Origin of the sequence: Bacillus sp. FSL W8-0645, assembly GCF_038007905.1 — a bacterium.
In the GTDB taxonomy this organism is placed as follows: domain Bacteria; phylum Bacillota; class Bacilli; order Bacillales; family Bacillaceae; genus Bacillus; species Bacillus pumilus.
Window position 1 is genome coordinate 3,659,915 of record NZ_JBBOYC010000001.1, and the last position, 19,871, is coordinate 3,679,785.

A 19,871-nucleotide genomic window follows, 5' to 3' on the forward strand; every position below is an offset into this window, starting at 1 on the left:
TAAGTTCCTGTATGCTTAATGTAGAATGCTAGATGAAGTGTGGTGTTTATCATAGAAGAGAATATTTTTAGTCACATTCGGACAACGTTTCATAGTTTGTCTCCGACCCAAAAAAAGATTGCCAATTACATTTTAGAAAATCCTCAGAAAGTTGTGCTTCATTCCATTAGTGCACTCGCTGCTGAATGCAATACTAGTGAAACGACGATCTTTCGGTTTCTACGAAAAATTGGCTATGAATCGTACCAAGTGTTTCGTGTCCATGTCGCACAGGATATTGCGACCAATACGCCTCAATCCATTTACGGTGAGATCGAGGCATCCGATAGTGTAGCTGACATTAAACATAAGGTCATAGAGTTAACAACAAACTCGATTCAGGATATGAAGCATATTTTAGAAGATCAAGCCGTGACACAATTTATCGAACAAATGAAACAGGCACATAAAACCGTCTTCTTTGGAGCAGGTGCGTCCAGTTTTATTGCAGGAGATGCTTATCATAAGTTCCTCCAGCTTGGTTTTGAAGTGAGTCTATGCAGTGATCCGCATATGATGAACATGATTGCAACTCACGCCACGGAACACGATTTTATCGTTGCGATCTCCCATTCTGGAGAGAGTAGAGAAATTCTTGATGCCGTGCAATTTGCTAAAGAAAAGGGAGCAAAGGTTGCCTCTATCACCAGCTATCCGAAATCAGAGCTCGCAAAGCGATCTGACTTTCATCTGCTCAGTTCTTCCAGGGAGACAACCTATCGATCTGACTCCATGATCTCCCGTATTAACCAGCTTGTAATCATCGATGTACTATACGTCACCGCTGTTTTAGAACTAGGATCAAATGCCATTGAAAACGTGAAACGATCTCGATTAGCCGTAGCTAAAAATAAAACATGAACGCAAAAGGCCGGAGCTGATTCCGGTCTTTTTTTGTGACTTTTCTCATATTTTCCGTTGACACGTTCCTATCATGTCATGTACATTAAATGAACAATAGTTTATTTACTACTATTAAAACAAAAAGATAGTATATATACTAACAAAAGAAAAAGAAAGCGCTTTTTGTAAGGGTTTTCTATATAGGAGGCGTTCAATGTGACAAAGAAAATTGGATTCATTGGATTAGGTATTATGGGAAAACCTATGGCACTCAATCTATTAAAAGCCGGTCATACTGTGACTGTTTTCGATCTAAATGAGGAAGCGATTCGAGCGTTACAAGAAGCCGGAGCAAAAGGTGCTGTTTCAGCAGCTGATGCCGCTTCTGAAAGCGATATCATCATCACAATGCTTCCTAAAGGAGAGCATGTAGAGGCAGTTGTTTCAGGTGATCATGGCATTTTAACTACAGCTAAACCTGGCACTGTTGTCGTAGATATGAGCTCAATTTCCCCTGTTACTTCTAGAGCTTTAGCTGCTCTTACAAAACAGCATCAGGTGGAATTTATCGACGCACCTGTCAGCGGCGGAGAACCGAAGGCAATAGACGGAACACTTGCCATCATGGCTGGCGGCGAAGAAGTCATCTTTGAGCAAGTGAGGGATGTCCTGCTTGCGATGGGCACAGAGGTTGTATTAGTTGGGACAAATGGAAGCGGAACAACAGCGAAGCTCGCCAATCAAATCATCGTCAACTTAAATATTGCCGCTATGTCCGAGGCGCTCGTTCTTGCCGCTAAATCAGGCATTGCCATTGACAAAATGTATGAAGCCATTCGCGGCGGGCTGGCAGGAAGTGCTGTTCTCGATGCAAAGGTCCCTCTCATCTTAGAACGAAACTTTGAACCAGGCGGACGTATCGACATCAACTTAAAAGATTTAACCAATGTGATGGAAACTGCTCATGATATCGGCGTTCCTCTCCCGCTCTCTAGCCAACTGCTCGAAATCTTCCACGCTCTCAAAGCGGACGGAAAATCTGGGCTTGACCATGGCGGCATCGTTCAATATTACGAAAAAATGGCTCATGTCGAAGTGAAGAAAGGATGAAATGGTCATGAAGAAAAGCACTGACATACTGAATGCCCTTCCGAAAGCGGATTCAAAGATCATTCAATCAGCATACGAACAAGCACTGAACAGCTTTCATCATAAAGTCATTGTATTAGATGATGATCCAACAGGGATTCAAACCGTACATGGCGTCTCTGTTTTCACCGATTGGTCAGAAGAAAGCATTGAAGCCGGTTTTCTTGAAGACAGCCGAATGTTCTTTATTTTGACCAATTCTCGCAGTATGACAGAGAAGGAAACGGCTGCTGTGCATGAAACAATCGCTTCAATAATTGTGAAGGTAGCGGAACGGGTTGATCAGGATTTCATTATTGTCAGCCGAGGAGATTCCACTCTTCGTGGACACTTTCCGCTGGAAACTGACGTACTCAGAACCACGATTGAACAGCAAAGCTCCCGCCAATTCAATGGAGAAATCCTTCTTCCTTTCTTCCAAGAAGGTGGACGCTTGACAATCAACAATATTCATTACGTCCAAGATGGACACGAATTAATTCCTGCTGGTGACACAGAATTTGCACGAGATCGCACATTCGGCTTTCAGTCATCTCATCTCGGAGAATGGATTGAAGAAAAGTCAAACGGATCGTTCACGAAAGAGAACACCACCTACATTTCGTTAGATGATCTACGGGCTTTACGGATTGATCAAATAAAAAAACAGCTCATGAGTGTGACCGATTTTAAAAAGGTGGTTGTAAACGCTGTGGACTATGACGATGTCAAAGTCTTTGTCACCGCTCTCATTGAGGCCATTCAAGCAGGAAAGCAACTCATGTTCAGAAGTGCGGCGGCACTTACAAAAGTTCTTGGCGGTATAGAGGATCGTGCCTTATTAACAAGACATGACTTGATACAAGAACAAAGCTCGCACGGTGGTCTCATTATGATTGGTTCTCATGTGAAGAAGACAACAGATCAATTAAAAGCGCTTCAACAGAATAAAGAGGTAGCTTTTATTGAGTTTAATACACATCTCGTGCTGGCGCCTGAAGCATTTCAACAAGAAATTGACCGCGTGATTCAGCAAACTGAGGCATTATTAGCATCTGGTCAATCTGTGGCTGTTTATACAAGAAGAGAACGGCTTGACCTTGGGGATGATCGTCAGGAGGAAGAATTAAAGCTCTCTGTAAAAATTAGTGATGCTGTGACAAGCATTGTCCAGCGTCTCACAATTCGCCCTAAGTATCTCATTGCCAAAGGTGGCATTACCTCCAGCGATATTGGAACTAGAGGACTTCACGTGAAACGCGCAACTGTGGCAGGGCAGATCAGACCAGGCATTCCCGTTTGGCAAACAGGTGAAGATAGTAAATTCCCTTTCATGTCTTATGTGATTTTCCCGGGAAATGTTGGTTCAAGGGATACGTTAAAAGAAGCTGTAGACATACTTGAAGGATAAAGCATAGGGGGTGTTTTGCACTCCCTTATGCACCACAAAGGAGGAAAGATCATGTCGTTAGTGTTTATCGGACTTGGCGTTTTATTATTGCTTTTACTCATGGTTGTCTTTAAGTTAAACGCTTTCATATCTTTGATTATTGTTTCTTTAATTGTTGCTGTTTTAGAAGGAATGTCACCACTTGAAGCGATTGCTTCCGTCGAAAAAGGACTCGGCAGTACGCTCGGTCACCTCGCACTCGTTCTCGGTTTTGGGGCGATGCTTGGTAAATTGATGGCTGATTCTGGCGGAGCTCAGCGTATTGCGATGACACTCATTGACCGATTCGGTATTGGAAAAATTCAATGGGCAACGATGCTGACTGGATTTGTGATCGGAATTGCTCTATTTTATGAAACCGGATTCATTATCTTGATTCCACTAGTTTTTACGATCGCACAAGCTGCAAGACTTCCTGTGCTTTATGTGGGTATGCCGCTCGTCGCTGCACTTATCACCACACATGGCTTCCTCCCTCCTCACCCAGGGCCGACTGCCATTGCAAATGTCTTTCAAGCAAACATGGGACAAACCTTATTAGTTGGGATTATTTTAGCGATTCCTGCAGTTTTAGTAGGTGGACTTCTCTTTACGAAACTATTTAAAAAAGATCAGTTACACGCACATATTCCAAAGAACTTATTTAATCCAAAGGAATTTACAGAAGAGGAAATGCCAAGCTTCGGCATTAGCATTTTCACCGCTGTTTTGCCTGTATTGCTCATGACATTCAGAGCAGTTTTAGAAATTTTCTTCCCGTCCTCCCCATTACTGCCAACCGCTGAGTTTTTAGGCGAACCGGCGATTGCACTGTTAATCTCCGTGCTTCTTGCTATCTACACGTTTGGACTTGGCAGAGGCAAGAGCATGCAGGATGTGATGAAATCAATCACAGATTCTATCGGTTCTATTGCAATGATTTTATTAATTATTGCAGGTGGCGGCGCCTTTAAACAGGTGCTCATTGATAGCGGGGTTGATCAATACATTGCAGGAATCATGCAAGGAAGCACACTTTCTCCACTGCTTCTCACTTGGTTGATTGCTGCGGTCCTTCGTGTATCTTTAGGATCAGCCACCGTCGCCGGTCTCACAGCGGCTGGCATTTCTGCTCCTTTGATTGGACTGACAGGTGTGAGCCCAGAATTAATGGTGATCGCAACAGGTGCCGGCAGTATTACGTTCTCTCACGTGAATGATGCGGGTTTCTGGATTTACAAAGAATACTTTAACCTGTCCATGGCCCAAACCTTTAAAACGTGGACATTGATGGTGACCGTTCTTTCACTTGTCGGACTAGCGGGTGTTCTCGTCGCTGATTTGTTCATGTAGAAAATTAACTGTAAAAACCATTGACTTTCTCTCGGAAAAGTTGAATAATTATGTTTATTAAGAAAATTGAATCAAAAGGTAACCTTATTAAGAGTGGTGGAGGGACTGGCCCTGTGAAACCCGGCAACCGCTGTTCCTCGGAACAGAATGGTGCTAATTCCTTAAGCAAGCAGATGCTTGTTTGAAGATAAGGCAGAGTTCTCTCAGTATATGATGCTCTTCCTTATCCAAGGAAGAGCTTTTTTATTTGATTTTTAACCTGTAGAAAGAAGGGATTCAGCATGACACAAGTACAAACCATTGGAAAGAAAACAACGAAACCGCCATTTCGCGCAGATCAAGTAGGCAGTTTACTTCGTTCAGAACGTATCAAGGAAGCACGCAAGCAAAAAGCAGACGGCACACTGACAGCAGAGCAGCTCCGACAAATTGAGAATGAAGAAATCACTCGTATTGTGGAGAAGCAAAAGGAAATTGGATTAGAGGTTGTCACAGATGGAGAGTTCAGACGTGCTTGGTGGCATTTTGACTTTCTTGAGGGATTAGATGGGGTCGAAGGATTTGAAGCAGATCAAGGTATTCAATTCCACAATACGACGACAAAAGCACGGGGCATCAAGGTAACGGGCAAGATTGATTTTACAGATCATCCAATGCTGGAGGATTATCGATTCCTTCACAGCATCGCTGGTGATCATACGGCTAAAATGACGATTCCAAGTCCGAATATGCTCTTTTTCCGTGGAAAGCTTGATGAAGGTGTGTATGACAGCTTAGATGATTTCCACCATGATGTGGCACAGGCGTATAAGAAAGCCATCCGAGCTTTTTATGATGCAGGCTGTCGCTACTTACAGCTAGATGATACCGCATGGGCAGTGTTCTTTTCTGAAAAAGGGCATGAACAAATCAAAGCCTTTGGCCGCGAGGAAGATGAACTTCGTGAGTCGTTTGCAAAAACAATCAATGAAGCCGTTGCCGATCGTCCAGAGGATTTGGTGATCACTATGCACATTTGCCGTGGTAACTTTAAATCGACGTGGGCAGCTGAAGGCGGTTATGAAGCAGCGGCAGAAACGATTTTTGCCGGCTTAGATCTGGATGGTCTCTTTTTAGAATTCGACGATGATCGTTCTGGCGGATTTGAGCCCCTTCGCTATGTGAAAAATCCAAATCTTCAAATCGTACTTGGTCTTGTGACTTCAAAGTATGGTGAGCTTGAGCCGGCTGAACAGATTAAAAAACGAATCGAGGAAGCTGCTCAATACGTCGACATTAACCAGATTTGCTTGAGTCCGCAATGCGGGTTCGCCTCAACGGAGGAAGGCAATCTGTTAACAGAAGAACAGCAATGGGAAAAACTTCGTCATGTGATTGAGATTGCAGATCAAGTGTGGACTTCATAGTCCCCTTGACGAAAAAAAGACAAACCGCAGTATGAACGGTTTGTCTTTTTTCTTTTATGCATCTAAATGATCACCATTTGTCGCAATCACTTGTTTATACCAATCGAAGCTTTTCTTTTTCTTTCTATCTAATGTTCCTTTTCCTTCGTTATCACGGTCGACATAAATGAAGCCGTATCGTTTTTTCATTTCAGCTGTTGATGCGCTGACAAGGTCAATTGGGCCCCAGCTTGTATAACCCATCAAGTCTACTCCGTCTGCAATGGCTTCTCTCGCCTCTAGCAAATGGCTTCTGAGGTAATCAATTCGGTAATCGTCTTGAATGGACCCGTCTTCTTCTACTTGATCGACAGCTCCCAGTCCATTTTCTACGATAAACAATGGTTTTTGGTAGCGGTCATATAGCTGGTTTAGTGTTGTACGAAGTCCTTTTGGATCAATTTGCCAGCCCCAATCACTTGCTTCTAGATAAGGGTTTTTCACGCCTTCGAATAGGTTACCACCAGTAACTTGTCCAAGAACCTCTGGATCTGTACTTGTCACAAAGCTCATATAATAGCTGAAACCAATATAGTCCACTGTATGGTTTCTTAGGATGTCTTCATCACCATCTTGGATCTCAATATGAATTCCATTTTCGCGGAAGTATCGTTTCATGTAACCTGGGTAGTAGCCTCTTGCCTGTACATCTGAGAAAAACAATGTTTTACGGTCCTGATCCATTGCAGCAAACATATCTTCTGGTCTTGAGCTGTACGGATAAGTTGTCATCGCTGCAATCATACAGCCGATTTTCGCATCAGGAATGATTTCGTGTCCTGCTTTGACAGCTAAAGCACTTGCAACAAATTGGTGATGCGCTGCTTGATATTGAATGCTTTTCTCGTCTTCACCCTCTTCAAATACAAGTCCGCCGCCAGTGAAAGGCGCATGTAACACGACGTTGATTTCATTAAAGGTCATCCAATATTTCACTTTGTCTTTATAGCGAGTAAACAACGTTTTCGCATATGTTTCATACAGATCGACAAGCTTACGGTTTCTCCAACCGCCGTAGTTTTTCACAAGTGCAAGCGGCATTTCATAATGAGAAATTGTGACAACTGGTTCAATTCCATGCTTATGCAGTTCATCAAATACTCTGTCATAAAAAGCAAGGCCTGCTTCATTTGGTTCAGCATCGTCGCCATTTGGGAAAATACGCGGCCAAGAAATGGATAGTCTGAAGCATTTGAATCCCATTTCTGCAAAGAGTGCAATATCTTCTTTATAGCGATGGTAGAAGTCAATCGCATCATGATATAAGTTCAAGTCTTTCATTGATTCATCGAATGGATGCATAATACCGTGCGGTGATACATCGGCTGTCGATAAGCCTTTTCCATCTTTATTATAAGCACCTTCAATTTGGTTGCCCGCAACAGCGCCGCCCCATAAGAAACCTTTAGGAAATGTTTTTTCTAACTTGTTCATGTTGAATGCCCTCCTCTTTTTCTTCTACACTGACTGTGAGCAGTGTCTCTTGTACTGAAATCGCGCCTTCTGTTTTCGCATCAACTTGTGCAAAATCGTTTGTGTTAGTGACGATAATTGGTGTGGTGACATCATAGCCTTCTTGCTGAATGCCCTCGATATCAAATTCAACGAGCACATCTCCTGCTTGAACAAGATCACCTGACTCTACATGACTTGTGAAATGCTTTCCGCCAAGCTTCACCGTATCAATTCCAACATGGATGAGAAGCTCTGTGCCTTGGTCACTCTTTAAGCCAATGGCATGCTTCGTTTGAAAAATGGTTTCAACCTTGCCATTGAATGGTGCTACTACACGTCCAACTGTTGGGACAATGGCTGTACCTTTACCCATGATTTCATTTGAGAATGTTGCATCATTTACTTGATTTAGCGGCTTTAGTTGTCCTTCAAGCGGGCTTTGTACCACTTCATTTTGAAGTGCTACTGTGTCTTTCTTTTCTTCTGGTTTGTCTGCTTTTGTATCATCTTTCACTGGTACATCTTTGAATCCTAGAACAAGTGTCATGATCGTTGCTGCGACAAAGGCGATTACTAAGCCGATGATAGAGTAGACAAATGTTGGGCCAATGAATGTCGGGAGACCAGGGAGACCTGCTGATCCAGATATCACATATGATTTTACTTTAAAGATTGACATGAACACGCCGCCTGCTGCTGCACCAATGAGGGCTGCAAGGAACGGTTTTTTCAATCGCATGTTCACACCATACATAGCAGGTTCAGTAATACCCATTAATGCAGTGATACTTGTAGACATCGCCAATGATTTGAATGTTTTGTTTTTTGATCTTAAGAAGACACCGAATGCTGCGCCTGCTTGTGCCATATTTGCTACAAACATCATTGGAAGAATGAAGTCAAAACCGTTTAACGTAATGTTGTTGATCATAATTGGAAGTAGTGCATAGTGCATGCCCGTAATGATCAATGGTGACATGAAGCCGCCGATCAAGAGTCCGGCCAAAATACCTGCATGTTTGAACAATAAATCAATTCCACCTGAAAGGCCATTTCCGATAATCCCACCAAGCGGTCCTACTGCGATAAGCATAATTGGTACTACGACAAGAAGTGTGACCGTTGGAACAAGGATGATCTTCAATGATTTTGGGCTATATTTTTCCGCGAATCTTTCAACATATGAGCCGAGCCAGATGGTAAGTAGAATCGGAATGACCGATGAAGAGTACACAACGGCAACCACTGGTAAGCCTAGAAATTCTGTATTTCCTGCGCCTAGTAAAGCCGTTAACTGCGGGTGCAGTGCGGCGGCTGCAATGGCAGCGGCGATATACTGATTTGTGCCAATTTTTTTAGCTACGCTTACAGCAAGCAGAATCGGTAAGAAGTAAAAGGCTCCGTCGCCGATAGCTGTTAAAATGGCATATGTGCTGCTTTTATCCGATATCCACTGGAACGTAAGCATGAGTGCCAATATCCCTTTGATCATACCGGCTCCAGCGATGGCTGGAAGAATCGGTGTGAAGACACCAGAGATAAAATCGAAAAGCTTTGAAATCACATTTTGTTTTGAAGCCTCTTCTGTACCGCCTGACTTTACATCTGTTGACAGGCCTGAGTCAGCAATCATCGCTTGATAGACATTTGAAACATCATTGCCAATAATGACATGATATTGACCCCCGCTTTGATTCACACCCATGACCCCGTCTGTTGATTGCAGCTTCTCTTTATCCGCTTTGCCTTCATCGTATAAGTTGAAGCGAAGTCTTGTCATACAATGCGTGACTTGCTTAACATTCTTTTCACCGCCGACAAGCTCTAAAACTTCTTTTGCTGTTTGTTTGTGGTTCATTGTATTACCCTCCAATCGTTGATTACATCTTGATATAGAAAAAACCTAAACATCCATTAATGTCCGAAAAATAGCGATTCAGACATTAATCGATATTTAGGTTTTGCCTGCTTAACCAGTAACAATCCTTCATAGCGATTGATCTTTATTTAATTTTATATGTCTTTAGATATAAAAAAACCTAAATCATGCCTTATCAAAGATAGGGACAATGATTTAGGTTTTGCCTGCTTGACCAGTAACAATCCTAAAAGATTGTGGGTTATTTAGTTTATAGTTATAAATTATCATGTTATTTTAGTAATGTCAACGCTTTCTTTTTAAATTTATTTTCTTTTTATCACTCTGTCGATATGCAAAGTTAAGTATAACATCTCATCTTCTATGAGACTTCGGTTGTATTCTTTTTGAACATAATCATTAATTTTTTCGGCGCATTGGAAAGCTGCTGTGTTTTTTTCTTTTACCACTTCATACAGAAATTCATTTTGATTTTCCATTTGTGTTTCGTTAAACAGACGCTGCCCAAAAAACTTTAAATGCGTGACAAAACGGAAATAATTTAATGATTCCTCGTCTAAATCAATTTGAAAGTGATACTTGACGATATTTAAAATATCTTGAATGAGTTTGGTAATTTGAATCACGTTCGGCATTTCTTCATTGAGCTCTGCATTGACAATGTGCATCGCAATAAAACCAGCTTCATCCTCAGGAAGATGAATGTTGAGCTTGTCCTGAATAATCCGAATCGCTTCTACACCACACATAAACTCCTCTTTGTACAACCGCTTGATTTCCCAGAGCAATGCATTTTTGATGTCCATTCCTTTTTGATGACGTTCAATAGCAAAGGTGATATGATCTGTCAGTGTCACATAGATGCTGTCATTCAAATTTTTATTAAGGGTTGTTCTCGCATGATCAATAATCGCCTCACACACTTGCATATACTCGATTGGAATATCATAAAGCAGGGTTTTGAATTTTTCTGATATATCTTTATTTTGAATGGAAAATACTTTTTCAATACGTTCTTCGTCAATCGGGTCTCCACTTTTCTTTTGAAAAGCGATCCCTCTGCCCATAATGACCAGCTCATGCTGCTCGTCATCATACGCACTGACCACATTATTATTGATTACTTTCGAAATGATCAATTGATACCCCCCAGTACATTCCGCTTTTTCGAGCATTTATTGTTGATTGATATGTCATTTTATTATTATTATCAAAAAAGAGGACTTTAAGATGATTTTACATTTTTTTTTGATACGGTCAACTAGAAAGAATGACATATTACCTCTCAAACATGACGAAATAGGGGCAAAAAGTCTAAAAACATACACAAAAACACTCTATCAAGAGTGTTTAAAGAGTGTTTTTTACAAAATCAGGAGCAATCCCAACTATAGACGACATTCTCGAAATTTTTTCGTTTGAGGTCTTCTGGTTTGATAAAAAAGTTGGCGATTCCGCAGTCTCCCCACAACATATCCACTTCATCATCTGAGTCGATTTGTAATAGTAGAACGGTATGCTCTTGGTCTTCATAGGTACGCGGATCCTCTTGTGTAAAGCCTGGATATCCACCCAATTTGTGACCAAAACCACTCTCTGTCTCATAAAATTCATCTAGCAAGGCATCCGCTTCATCTCCATCAACACCTTCTACACCTTCGAATAGGTCCCAGCTTCGCTTACCTGTGATTTTCTCAAAGCGGAAATCTTCTACACTAATCGTTTCACTTGATCGTTCACCTGTAATGGCGCCTTCCTTCGTCACAGGAAAATAAAAATCATCAGGAATTTTCACAAAAGAAAAATCAGTCAACAACTCTTCTTCTGCCAAAAAAGGTTCCTCAATAAATTTGATCCGAAAATCTTTTTGCTCTGTTTTTTGGTCAATATTCATCCCATAAAGATCATCATGCACAGAAATAAAAATTTGCAGAAGTCCTGTTTCTGGATAATCCTTCAGCTTCGGCTTCGGTAGCTGGCCAAAATTAATTTGTGCCAAAAGCTTCATAGGGTGTCCTGCGCCATCAACTGGATATTCGTCGTTTTTGGGGAAGTAAGGATCACCTGCAATTTTGCTGTCGTAAGGTCCTGTTTTTCCTTGTTTCATCTGTAATTGAATCATTGGCTGTTCAGTTTGATCTAACATTTTACGGTAAGGTGCTATGATTTCTTGCAGCTTCGCTGATTGTGTCACGATGGTCTTCCTCCTTATGAATAGGTCTACTGACCAGGGTAGTATCTCTTTTTCTATCATACAGAAGTGTACACTGCCTGTCAGTGATCAATCGGTCAATATCCTAACAACTTCCCCACCTTAAAACGAAAAAAACCTCCGATTGATCTGGAGGTTTTAGTCGATCTATTTTTTATTTCACTTGATAATTCACTAAGTCTTCTGCCAATGCTTTCATCGTTTCATTTGTTTCATGAAGACCTTCAATAACTTTTGTGAACGTGCTTACAAGCTCAGCTTGATGCTCAGAAGAAGCGACAATTTGTGCTATTTCTTCTTCCATTCCTTTAATCGATCCCTGCACATCTTTTAGCGCGGTTTCAATATCAGTCGTTGCTTGTTTTGCATGAGTTGACAGCTTTCTCACTTCCGTTGCGACCACTCCGAAGCCTGCTCCTGCTTCACCTACTCTTGCAGCCTCAATTGATGCGTTGAGTCCAAGTAAGTTCGTTTGATCAGAGATACCTTTGATAAGATTGGACACTTGATTGATTTTAGAGGAATTTTCTACAGTGGTTTTCGTGTTTTGTAGAATTTGTTCACTTGTCGCTTGAAGTTCCTCTGAATGCGCAGCAACTTGCTGTACCATTGCGACTAGTTTTTCGGAAGCTTCGTTGCTCTCCGTCATAATGTCATCTAATCGTTGTTGATTGGTCTGATCATAGGCCACGCAGAAAGCAGCGACTACCTGACCCGTCTCATCTTTAATTGGAACGGCTACAATATCCATTGGAATTCCGTATACTTCTTTCGGAATTTGGATAAACGATGGCTCTCTCCCATTTTTCAACATCGAAAAGTTTTGAAATCCATCAGCCACTGTATCACCAGCTTTAAATCCTAAGTCAATGTTCCCATGTTGCTGATAATAAAGAACCTTCTCTTTCCCTAAAACAGAAAAGGTTAGTTGCTCTCTCATAGCTAGTCCAATGATTGGTAAAGCGTCTATTATGTTATCAATTCTCTGTGACATTCGCTCACGTTCATCCTCTCTTTTTCTCAGTACATCCTCTTTATCGGTTCGTTATAAGGTCTATTACAGCCTGTAATGTGCACTAATATCAATCAAATGACCTAAGACATATAAAAAGCCCACATTCTATCAAGAGAATGTGGGTGTTTTTAAAAAAAGGACATGCATATCAAGATACTGATACCGATGAGCAAAAGATACATATAGTCGATCCACGAAGTGCTGATGACATGATAATACGTCCGCTCTCTCTCACCCGTGAAGCCTCTTGCTTCCATCGCAATGGCCAACCGTTCTGATTTTCGTACGCCCTGTGTAAAAAGAGGAAGTGCATAACGCATAAAGGCTTTCCAACTGTTTTTTTGCTTATAGCCTCTAATTTTATGTGCCGCCTTCATTTGCTTTAATTCACTTTGAAATAACGGAATAAACCGGAAGCCAGCAAGCATCCCATACGCCCATTTTGGCGACATTTTGCACTGATGAATGAGACTCATCATAAATGCTGTCAAATCTGTTGTGGACGTAAACAGGAGACCGAATGTCACAAAGCCAAGCATTCTGAGAGCGATGGTGAGTCCATTTCTTAAACTCTCCTCTGTCATATGGAACCATGCCCATTTCCAAACAGTATGATCCCCCTTGCCAAAGGCCGCCATCATCCAAAACACGAGAATAAAAAAGAGCAGATAAGGGACAAGTCTTGTGAAAAGATACTTCAAATTCCATCCGCCTAAAACAAGTCCAATACTAAGTGCAAACAGCCAGATGATGAAGGTTGTTTTAGGATCAGATATCGCCATGAGACAACACATCGCAAGTAGATGAGTGAGTAATTTGATGACTGGATTCACAGTGGAAAGAAAGGAATGATTACTTTGCAATCGTCAGCACGTCCTTTCTTTCAGCCACATAGCGATAATGCAACGGGGCTCTCAGTTGATAAGCATCGACAAGGTCCTGATTTGAAAACAAATCATAAGGCGTGCCACCATACACATGCTTTCCTTGATGAAAAAGAAGCACTTGATCGGCACATTCATCGACAAGGTCCATATCATGAGTGACCATCAAAATTGTGGTGCCTTGGCGTTGACGCTCTTTCAAGCGTCTGATTAATTCCTTCGCTGTTCTTTCATCCTGCCCGAAAGTCGGCTCGTCTAACAATAGGACATCCTGATCAAAAAGGAGCATTGTAGCCACACTCAATCTTCTTTTTTGACCTAGGCTTAAAGTGAAAGGATGAGCTTTTGCATGCTTTTCTAAACCGAACTCTTTCAATAGCTGAACTGTTTTTTCTTGCACAACGGATTCTGGCCAATTACGCTGCCTTCCACCAAATGCAATTTCATCAAACACTGTATCTTGTATGAATTGAAGCTCCGGATTTTGAAACACAAAGCCTGCCTTTTCATATAGTTCTCGGTCTGACCACTTTTTAAGGAGTGTCTCTTTTAAAAAAATGTGGCCTTTTTTCGTTGGCTCTAAACGAACCAAATGTTTGAGACATGTGCTTTTCCCGCTTCCATTTTCCCCAATGATCGCCACCCAATCCCCTGCTTTGATATCAAGCTGAAGATCACTCATAATCCTCTTTTTCCCGTAGCTTAATTGAAGATCTTCTGAACGAATGATGGTCTCCCGCTTAGTCGGCGGCACTTTTTCATTCTGCTTCTTTCTTGCTTCAAAGGTTTGCATAAGTTTGTGACTCATTGGATGAAATGGATCTTGAAGGATCGTAGACCATTTCTCGGGAAATAATTTCGGCCTCCAAATTCCTGCCTCTTTCATTTCTATTTCATAAGTCGCGAGCACATCTTTTGGAGACCCATCTGCTAAGATGCTGCCTTGATCATTTAATAAAATCACCCGGTCCATCCATTCAATGACACCATCTAGCACATGCTCTACAAAAATCATGGTTTGTCGCTGATCAGCTGCAAGCTGCTGTAGAAGCTGAAATATCTCCATTCTTCCTGCTGGATCAAGCTGTGCGGTCGGTTCATCAAAGAACAGCATATCTGGCTCTAACGCTAGTAAACAAGCAAGCGCCAATCGCTGCTTCATGCCGCCAGATAATGTGTGGATGTCTGTATTCGGATCCACATCAAGTTGAACTTTTTGCATGAGCTGCTGAATGATGCGATCCATCTCGTCACGAGGGACAGAACGGTTCTCTAAGCTAAAGGCAATTTCTTCATTGACGCGATGCATACAAAACTGGGAATCAGGGTCCTGAAACATGACGCCTGTATGTCTTTGCAATATCACTTCGCCCTGCATGTCCGCTTCTAAATGTTCTGGAATGATGCCAGCCAGAACGGAGATGAGCGTGGATTTACCGCTACCGCTTGGTCCTAAAATAAGCACCTTTTCTCCTTTTTGAATGGAAAGAGAGATTTGATGCAAAACGGGCTGAGGCTGTTCATAAAAACGGACAGTGAGATTATTGCACGCGAGAAATGAATTCATGCTGTTCACCTTTGTTTCGTTTTTCTTTCATGATGGCATATTGATTCAGTACACCGGTTTTAGATAATGCGTCCACCACTACTTTCGCTAAACATCCGCCCAGTATCATTCCGCTGATGATTTGAGTCATCAGTGTGATGAGTAAAACTTGAGGTGTGTAATAACCAAAGCCATTCGCAACGAGGCTGTATGCCATTGCTCCAACAGCTGCAAAGGCACCTGACAGCATCAGTGTCCACATGCGATACCGTTTATAACCAAAAAGAGCAAAGGCGATTTCTGCCCCAAGCCCTTGGCATACACCAATCAGCAGGGCTGAAAGACCGAAGTGGCTGCCTGTCAGTAATTCCACAGCGGCAGCGGCTGTTTCTGCAATCAGGGCAGCTCCCGGCTTTTGAATGATATACGCGACGATTGGACTGGCAATCACCCAAATACCAAACATGATGTTGCCTCCTGCTGGACCAACAAGTGCTGTAATGGGTAAGTAAAGTGTGGACCATCCTAAATAGATGACACCACATGCAACGGATAAAATGACAGCAAGGACAACTTCTTTCATCTTCCATGTCATGATGAATGCACCTCCAATGGAACTGGCCACTCTTCCACCGTAAACGCCATATCCCAAAACTTGTACTCAAGCTGACAGCTTAAGATAAAGTGCTGTTTCATTTTTCCCTTTTCCTTCTCACTTGCTGCTTCCGCCAGCTGATCGAGCCGCTTGCAAAGCTCCACTGTAATAGAGTCGGTTAACCCTCCATAAAATGTGATCCACTCATAAAACGGATGTGACGGGTCAGGCTGCACATCTGTGAGCATTCGTTTCCCAATTTCCCAATATGTCCAAGGGCATGGAAGCAGGACAGCGATGATTTCTCCAAGCGTACCTTCCTTGGCGACTTGTAGCATGTGATGAATATAGTGATGAGCACTCGGAGCAAGCGGGGCACCTTGGAGCTCATCATATGATACACCTGCCACTCGGCAAAGATTTTGATGAGGGTGTGTCTCACTATCTAGTACAAACGCAATCTGCTGATGGAAAAAGGCAATATCTTCTTTGTCTGTACATCTGCTAAGAGCCGCTGCATAAATTTTAATAAAAGCATGTAAATATTCTGCATCTTGTTTGACGTAATGAATGATCTGTTCCTTTTCCAGCTTTCCTGTTGCCAGTCCTCTAACAAACGGATGCTGATAAATGGCTTCAAATAATGGTTCTGTTTCTTCTCTTAATTGCGCTGAAAACGTCATAAAAAAAGCCTCCTCTTCTTCAGTAGAATAAATGAAAAAGCCACCCCAAATGGAGCGGCCTTCTTATCGATTCAATCATGAATAAGACGAGGTCCAGCTCCACTTCCCTCCGCTAGTACAAACTAGATCAGGTTCAAAGGGTCCAAGATTTTCTCTTGTCTCAGTCATATATGACTCCCCTAGTGGACTTTTGTCATTTAATTATCTTTACTCTACACATGTGTAGATTTGCTGTCAACCGCCTTTCTTAATTCAACGTTCTGATCGTAGGCAGCTTTTCGATCCCTGCAGCATAGTAAAAATTAAGGACACTGAAGAAATCAATTGGTTTTCCTGTTTTCAAATCAACAGCTAAAATATGATCGCCGTAATTTGTCATATCATCAATATCTAAACGCCTTGGCGTTGTCTTTCCAAGTGTATCAACAAAGCTACTATGGTAGTATTGTCCGCTAGCAAACGATGATTCATGATACATAAATAACGTCTCCACATCTAAGTAGACGAGAATGGCCTCAGATGAACTCGCATAAGGAGAAGAGTACGATACTGGTGCCGAAATACTTTTCACTTTCACACTTTCAACAGAATGGGTTCTCTGATCATATTTTCCGTCATATGAGAAATAAAATACACGCTCCCATTTATAATCGGCGGTCTTAGATTGTTTGTTATACACTTTTGTACCATTAGCGAAAACATCCCCATTCGCATACTCAGCTACAAAGTATTGCAGGGTGGAAGAGAGGGAAACAGCCCCTGTGAAATTGGGTGGGTTTTTTGCATTCACTTGTAACGTGTAAGAGTCTCCGAAATTTCCACCGCTTGTGATACCGAATGCGTAGTCACCTGCTGGTAAATTGGTCAAACCAAGGAGACTGCCTGCTGGCTGAATCAAGTCCGTCGGATAAGCTTGTCCAGTTTCATAATCAACAACAAATAATTGTAAGAAATAATCGGGATTTGAAGAGGTAATTCGGCTGATGAGTGCCTGAGGTGAAGTCGTACTTAACAACCATAAATCGACTGGGTCGTCCTCTGATAAGACAACCGATTGGTTGATGGCTAGTCCATCAATGGAGCGAACGGAAGATGTACGCATCTTACCAGCTTTAGCGGCTTTTCGTTTGATACTGATTCCATTTTTCTTATCTACTTTAAAAGATTTTTTTAGCTGCTTCTTTTGGATAGCGGTTCCTTCATCCTGTTTCAAAATCGAGTCTTGCACTTGCTGAATGGCTTTTTCCGTCAGTGGTGACAATTTCCCATCTGATTTCGGTGCTTCTTCTGCTTTTAATACTGGTGAAAATAAACCTGTTGTGACGAGTAGAATGGATAATAACGCTGCAGTGATTTTTCCATAAAATGCTCTCACAGGAACATCCCCTTTTTCCTCAATTGGGTTTTTTACCCTGTGAATATTTTACCATTATTCCATTCATTGTTATGGTCTTTTTTAGGAAATCTTTATGACAAAAAACCAGCCGTATTTGCTACGACTGGTTTTTGATCACTTTATGAAATGGTTTTAACAAACAGGCGTGCTGTTTCTGCACTAGAACCTGGGTTTTGTCCAGTAATGATTTGTCCGTCAACTACAGCGTATGGTGCAAAGGCATCTCCTTTTTCAAACGCTGCCCCTTGCTCACGAAGTTTTGTTTCCAATAAAAATGGAACTTTTGATGTCAGCTGAACAGCTTCCTCTTCTTCGTTTGTGAAGCCTGTGATTTTTTTACCTTCGATAAATGATTTGCCATCTTGATCCTTCACATCAATGAATGCTGAAACGCCGTGACAAACAGCTCCGACTGCACCATTTTTGTTTGAAATAGCTAAGATTGCATCGGCTACCAGTTGATTAGACGCAAAATCGATCATTGGGCCGTGTCCTCCCGCAAAGAAGATGCCATCATAATCAGCTGGGTTCACATCTGTAAGCGCCTTTGTGTCTTGAAGTAATTCATATACATCTTCATATTGCGCTGGAACACCTTCTGGAATTGAATTTTTATCAATAGGGACAGTTCCACCTTGAATAGAGACAATTTGAACGTCTAGTTCATTTTCTTTAAAAATATGAAATGGCTCTGCCAACTCTTCTAGCCATAAGCCTGTTGGATGTCCGTTCATTTCTGAACTGCTTGTCGATACTAATAACACTTTCTTACTCATCTTGATCATCCTTTCGATTTAACATGTTTCCATTTTATATTTTGCGCAATTAAATATCAAGCAATTGAACTTCGATGCAACTCTTTATGGTATACCCGATTTTCTAAAAAATATGGCATGTCATCAAATCTAATCAATATGTGACATTCTATTGGTAGGGAATTTCATGTAAAATTGTCATTGAGTGATATCATATGAGGTAAGGTGGATAGACCTCACGGATGTGAGGGGACTTTTAAAGGAGTGGAAAAGAGATGAAAACCTATTCGATTGTGATGATCATCATCACGCTCTGTATCATATTGGCCGTCTTTTTGATGAACTTAACAGGGGTCATGTATGGAAAAATTATTTTGGCTGTTGCCGTTGCACTATGTCTGACATCCATTATTCGTCTAATGGGTCTTCGAAAAAGATAAAAGCCGCCCTTTACTCGGGCGACTTTATTTACGGTTAAATTGCCAGGATAAGCGCAATTAATGCAAGAAGCGCTGGTACTCCTTGCTTGACGATGATTGATTTATTAGAGGTCACACCGCCAAATACCGCAGCGATGATCACGCAAAGAATGAAAAATAGCTGAATCATATATCCAACAGTATTCGATCCAAGAATGAGCCCCCAAATCAGTCCTGCAGCTAAAAACCCGTTATAAAGCCCTTGATTGGCAAACATCACTTTTACATTTGGATCCTTTTGCAAGTGTTCTGGCAGCTTAAAGGATCTCTTTGCCATCTTTGATTCCATAAAAAACATTTCTAATAACATAATGACAAGGTGTTCTAATGCGACAATTCCTACTAGTATTATTGCTAAAATATTCAATTTAGTTAATTCCTTTCTGATAGACGATCACGAATCTCTATTTTATCCGTGTATAAATCAAAGTCTTGTATTAATTCAAGCGCTTCAGTAAAGCGGCTTTGTGGAATGTCTTTCATTTTTCTCACACCAAACTCCTTTTTAATAAAAGCCATGATGGTATTGATATGAAGCTTACCGTGACCATCATACTCGAAATGGCTGCAAAAAGTCTGCATCGTCCCTCTTATCACCTTTAATTGCTTAGCAGTGACACAACTCATTGGTAACGCTCATCCTTTCCTTTGTTATAACAGCTAAAAAGAACCATGTATGAAAGAAAAACCTTCCAATCTCTATTATATAATGATTTCATTCGGATATCAAAATAA

The 19,871-nt window shown here is 41.5% G+C and carries 19 protein-coding genes and 2 riboswitches; of the genes, 6 read left to right on the top strand and 13 right to left on the bottom strand.

The window, feature by feature from the left end; genetic code table 11:
• Positions 1 to 42 precede the first annotated feature (42 nt).
• The 5 genes from NST39_RS19000 (at position 43) to NST39_RS19020 (ending at position 6,198) form a co-directional block, all read left to right on the top strand.
• A complete protein-coding gene (locus NST39_RS19000; protein WP_185847310.1) occupies positions 43 to 900 on the top strand; it encodes a MurR/RpiR family transcriptional regulator in 858 nt (285 codons plus the stop codon).
• A 198-nt stretch (positions 901 to 1,098) separates the two neighbouring features.
• Positions 1,099 to 1,992, top strand: coding sequence for a 2-hydroxy-3-oxopropionate reductase (garR, locus tag NST39_RS19005; protein WP_044140324.1), 894 nt, complete (start codon positions 1,099 to 1,101; stop codon positions 1,990 to 1,992).
• 7 nt (positions 1,993 to 1,999) lie between these two features.
• Positions 2,000 to 3,421: a four-carbon acid sugar kinase family protein gene (locus NST39_RS19010; protein WP_341029828.1), complete on the top strand. Its 1,422-nt coding sequence runs from the start codon at positions 2,000 to 2,002 to the stop codon at positions 3,419 to 3,421.
• A 51-nt stretch (positions 3,422 to 3,472) separates the two neighbouring features.
• On the top strand, positions 3,473 to 4,792 hold the full coding sequence (locus NST39_RS19015) for a gluconate:H+ symporter (protein ID WP_065099236.1): 1,320 nt from the start codon (positions 3,473 to 3,475) through the stop codon (positions 4,790 to 4,792).
• Positions 4,793 to 4,873: 81 nt separating this feature from the next.
• Positions 4,874 to 4,986: riboswitch (SAM riboswitch) on the top strand.
• An 87-nt stretch (positions 4,987 to 5,073) separates the two neighbouring features.
• Positions 5,074 to 6,198 (top strand): 5-methyltetrahydropteroyltriglutamate--homocysteine S-methyltransferase, encoded by a 1,125-nt coding sequence (locus NST39_RS19020; RefSeq protein WP_341029830.1) that lies wholly within the window; start codon positions 5,074 to 5,076, stop codon positions 6,196 to 6,198.
• Positions 6,199 to 6,252: 54 nt separating this feature from the next.
• Here the strand turns inward: NST39_RS19020 and NST39_RS19025 are convergent, their stop codons facing one another.
• The 11 genes from NST39_RS19025 to NST39_RS19075 form a co-directional block, all read right to left on the bottom strand.
• Positions 6,253 to 7,671, bottom strand: coding sequence for a glycoside hydrolase family 1 protein (locus NST39_RS19025; protein WP_113767903.1), 1,419 nt, complete (start codon positions 7,669 to 7,671; stop codon positions 6,253 to 6,255).
• Entirely contained in the window at positions 7,643 to 9,550 is a 1,908-nt protein-coding gene (locus NST39_RS19030) for a beta-glucoside-specific PTS transporter subunit IIABC (RefSeq protein ID WP_341029833.1), read from the bottom strand. The genes NST39_RS19025 and NST39_RS19030 overlap by 29 nt, the downstream gene beginning before the upstream one ends.
• A gap of 326 nt (positions 9,551 to 9,876) precedes the next feature.
• On the bottom strand, positions 9,877 to 10,710 hold the full coding sequence (gene licT, locus NST39_RS19035; RefSeq protein ID WP_017368351.1) for a BglG family transcription antiterminator LicT: 834 nt from the start codon (positions 10,708 to 10,710) through the stop codon (positions 9,877 to 9,879).
• Positions 10,711 to 10,943: 233 nt separating this feature from the next.
• Positions 10,944 to 11,765, bottom strand: a complete 822-nt coding sequence (locus NST39_RS19040) for a YwqG family protein (RefSeq protein WP_341029835.1) — start codon at positions 11,763 to 11,765, stop codon at positions 10,944 to 10,946.
• Between the two features lie 172 nt (positions 11,766 to 11,937).
• A complete protein-coding gene (locus NST39_RS19045; RefSeq protein WP_106065964.1) occupies positions 11,938 to 12,777 on the bottom strand; it encodes a methyl-accepting chemotaxis protein in 840 nt (279 codons plus the stop codon).
• 149 nt (positions 12,778 to 12,926) lie between these two features.
• A complete protein-coding gene (locus NST39_RS19050) occupies positions 12,927 to 13,661 on the bottom strand; it encodes an energy-coupling factor transporter transmembrane component T family protein (RefSeq protein ID WP_341029837.1) in 735 nt (244 codons plus the stop codon).
• Positions 13,651 to 15,249: an ABC transporter ATP-binding protein gene (locus NST39_RS19055; RefSeq protein WP_113767905.1), complete on the bottom strand. Its 1,599-nt coding sequence runs from the start codon at positions 15,247 to 15,249 to the stop codon at positions 13,651 to 13,653. The genes NST39_RS19050 and NST39_RS19055 overlap by 11 nt, the downstream gene beginning before the upstream one ends.
• The gene (locus NST39_RS19060; RefSeq protein ID WP_106065962.1) at positions 15,224 to 15,823 is read right to left on the bottom strand and encodes an ECF transporter S component; all 600 of its coding nucleotides are present in this window, start codon (positions 15,821 to 15,823) and stop codon (positions 15,224 to 15,226) included. The genes NST39_RS19055 and NST39_RS19060 overlap by 26 nt, the downstream gene beginning before the upstream one ends.
• Positions 15,820 to 16,506 carry a thiaminase II gene (tenA, locus tag NST39_RS19065; protein ID WP_185108122.1) on the bottom strand — a complete coding sequence of 229 codons (687 nt, stop codon included), beginning with the start codon at positions 16,504 to 16,506 and terminating at the stop codon, positions 15,820 to 15,822. The genes NST39_RS19060 and tenA overlap by 4 nt, the downstream gene beginning before the upstream one ends.
• 87 nt (positions 16,507 to 16,593) lie before the next feature.
• A riboswitch (TPP riboswitch) is annotated at positions 16,594 to 16,697 on the bottom strand.
• 56 nt (positions 16,698 to 16,753) lie between these two features.
• Positions 16,754 to 17,881, bottom strand: coding sequence for a hypothetical protein (locus NST39_RS19070; RefSeq protein ID WP_185108124.1), 1,128 nt, complete (start codon positions 17,879 to 17,881; stop codon positions 16,754 to 16,756).
• 140 nt (positions 17,882 to 18,021) lie between these two features.
• The gene (locus NST39_RS19075; RefSeq protein WP_003215149.1) at positions 18,022 to 18,678 is read right to left on the bottom strand and encodes a type 1 glutamine amidotransferase domain-containing protein; all 657 of its coding nucleotides are present in this window, start codon (positions 18,676 to 18,678) and stop codon (positions 18,022 to 18,024) included.
• 254 nt (positions 18,679 to 18,932) lie between these two features.
• On the opposite strand from NST39_RS19075, the gene NST39_RS19080 reads away from it, so the two are divergent.
• Positions 18,933 to 19,097, top strand: coding sequence for a hypothetical protein (locus NST39_RS19080; protein ID WP_003214630.1), 165 nt, complete (start codon positions 18,933 to 18,935; stop codon positions 19,095 to 19,097).
• A 34-nt stretch (positions 19,098 to 19,131) separates the two neighbouring features.
• Here the strand turns inward: NST39_RS19080 and NST39_RS19085 are convergent, their stop codons facing one another.
• Positions 19,132 to 19,503 (bottom strand): DUF1304 domain-containing protein, encoded by a 372-nt coding sequence (locus NST39_RS19085; protein WP_003215243.1) that lies wholly within the window; start codon positions 19,501 to 19,503, stop codon positions 19,132 to 19,134.
• A 5-nt stretch (positions 19,504 to 19,508) separates the two neighbouring features.
• The gene (locus NST39_RS19090) at positions 19,509 to 19,763 is read right to left on the bottom strand and encodes an ORF6C domain-containing protein (RefSeq protein WP_034620285.1); all 255 of its coding nucleotides are present in this window, start codon (positions 19,761 to 19,763) and stop codon (positions 19,509 to 19,511) included.
• Between the last annotated feature and the right edge of the window lie 108 nt (positions 19,764 to 19,871).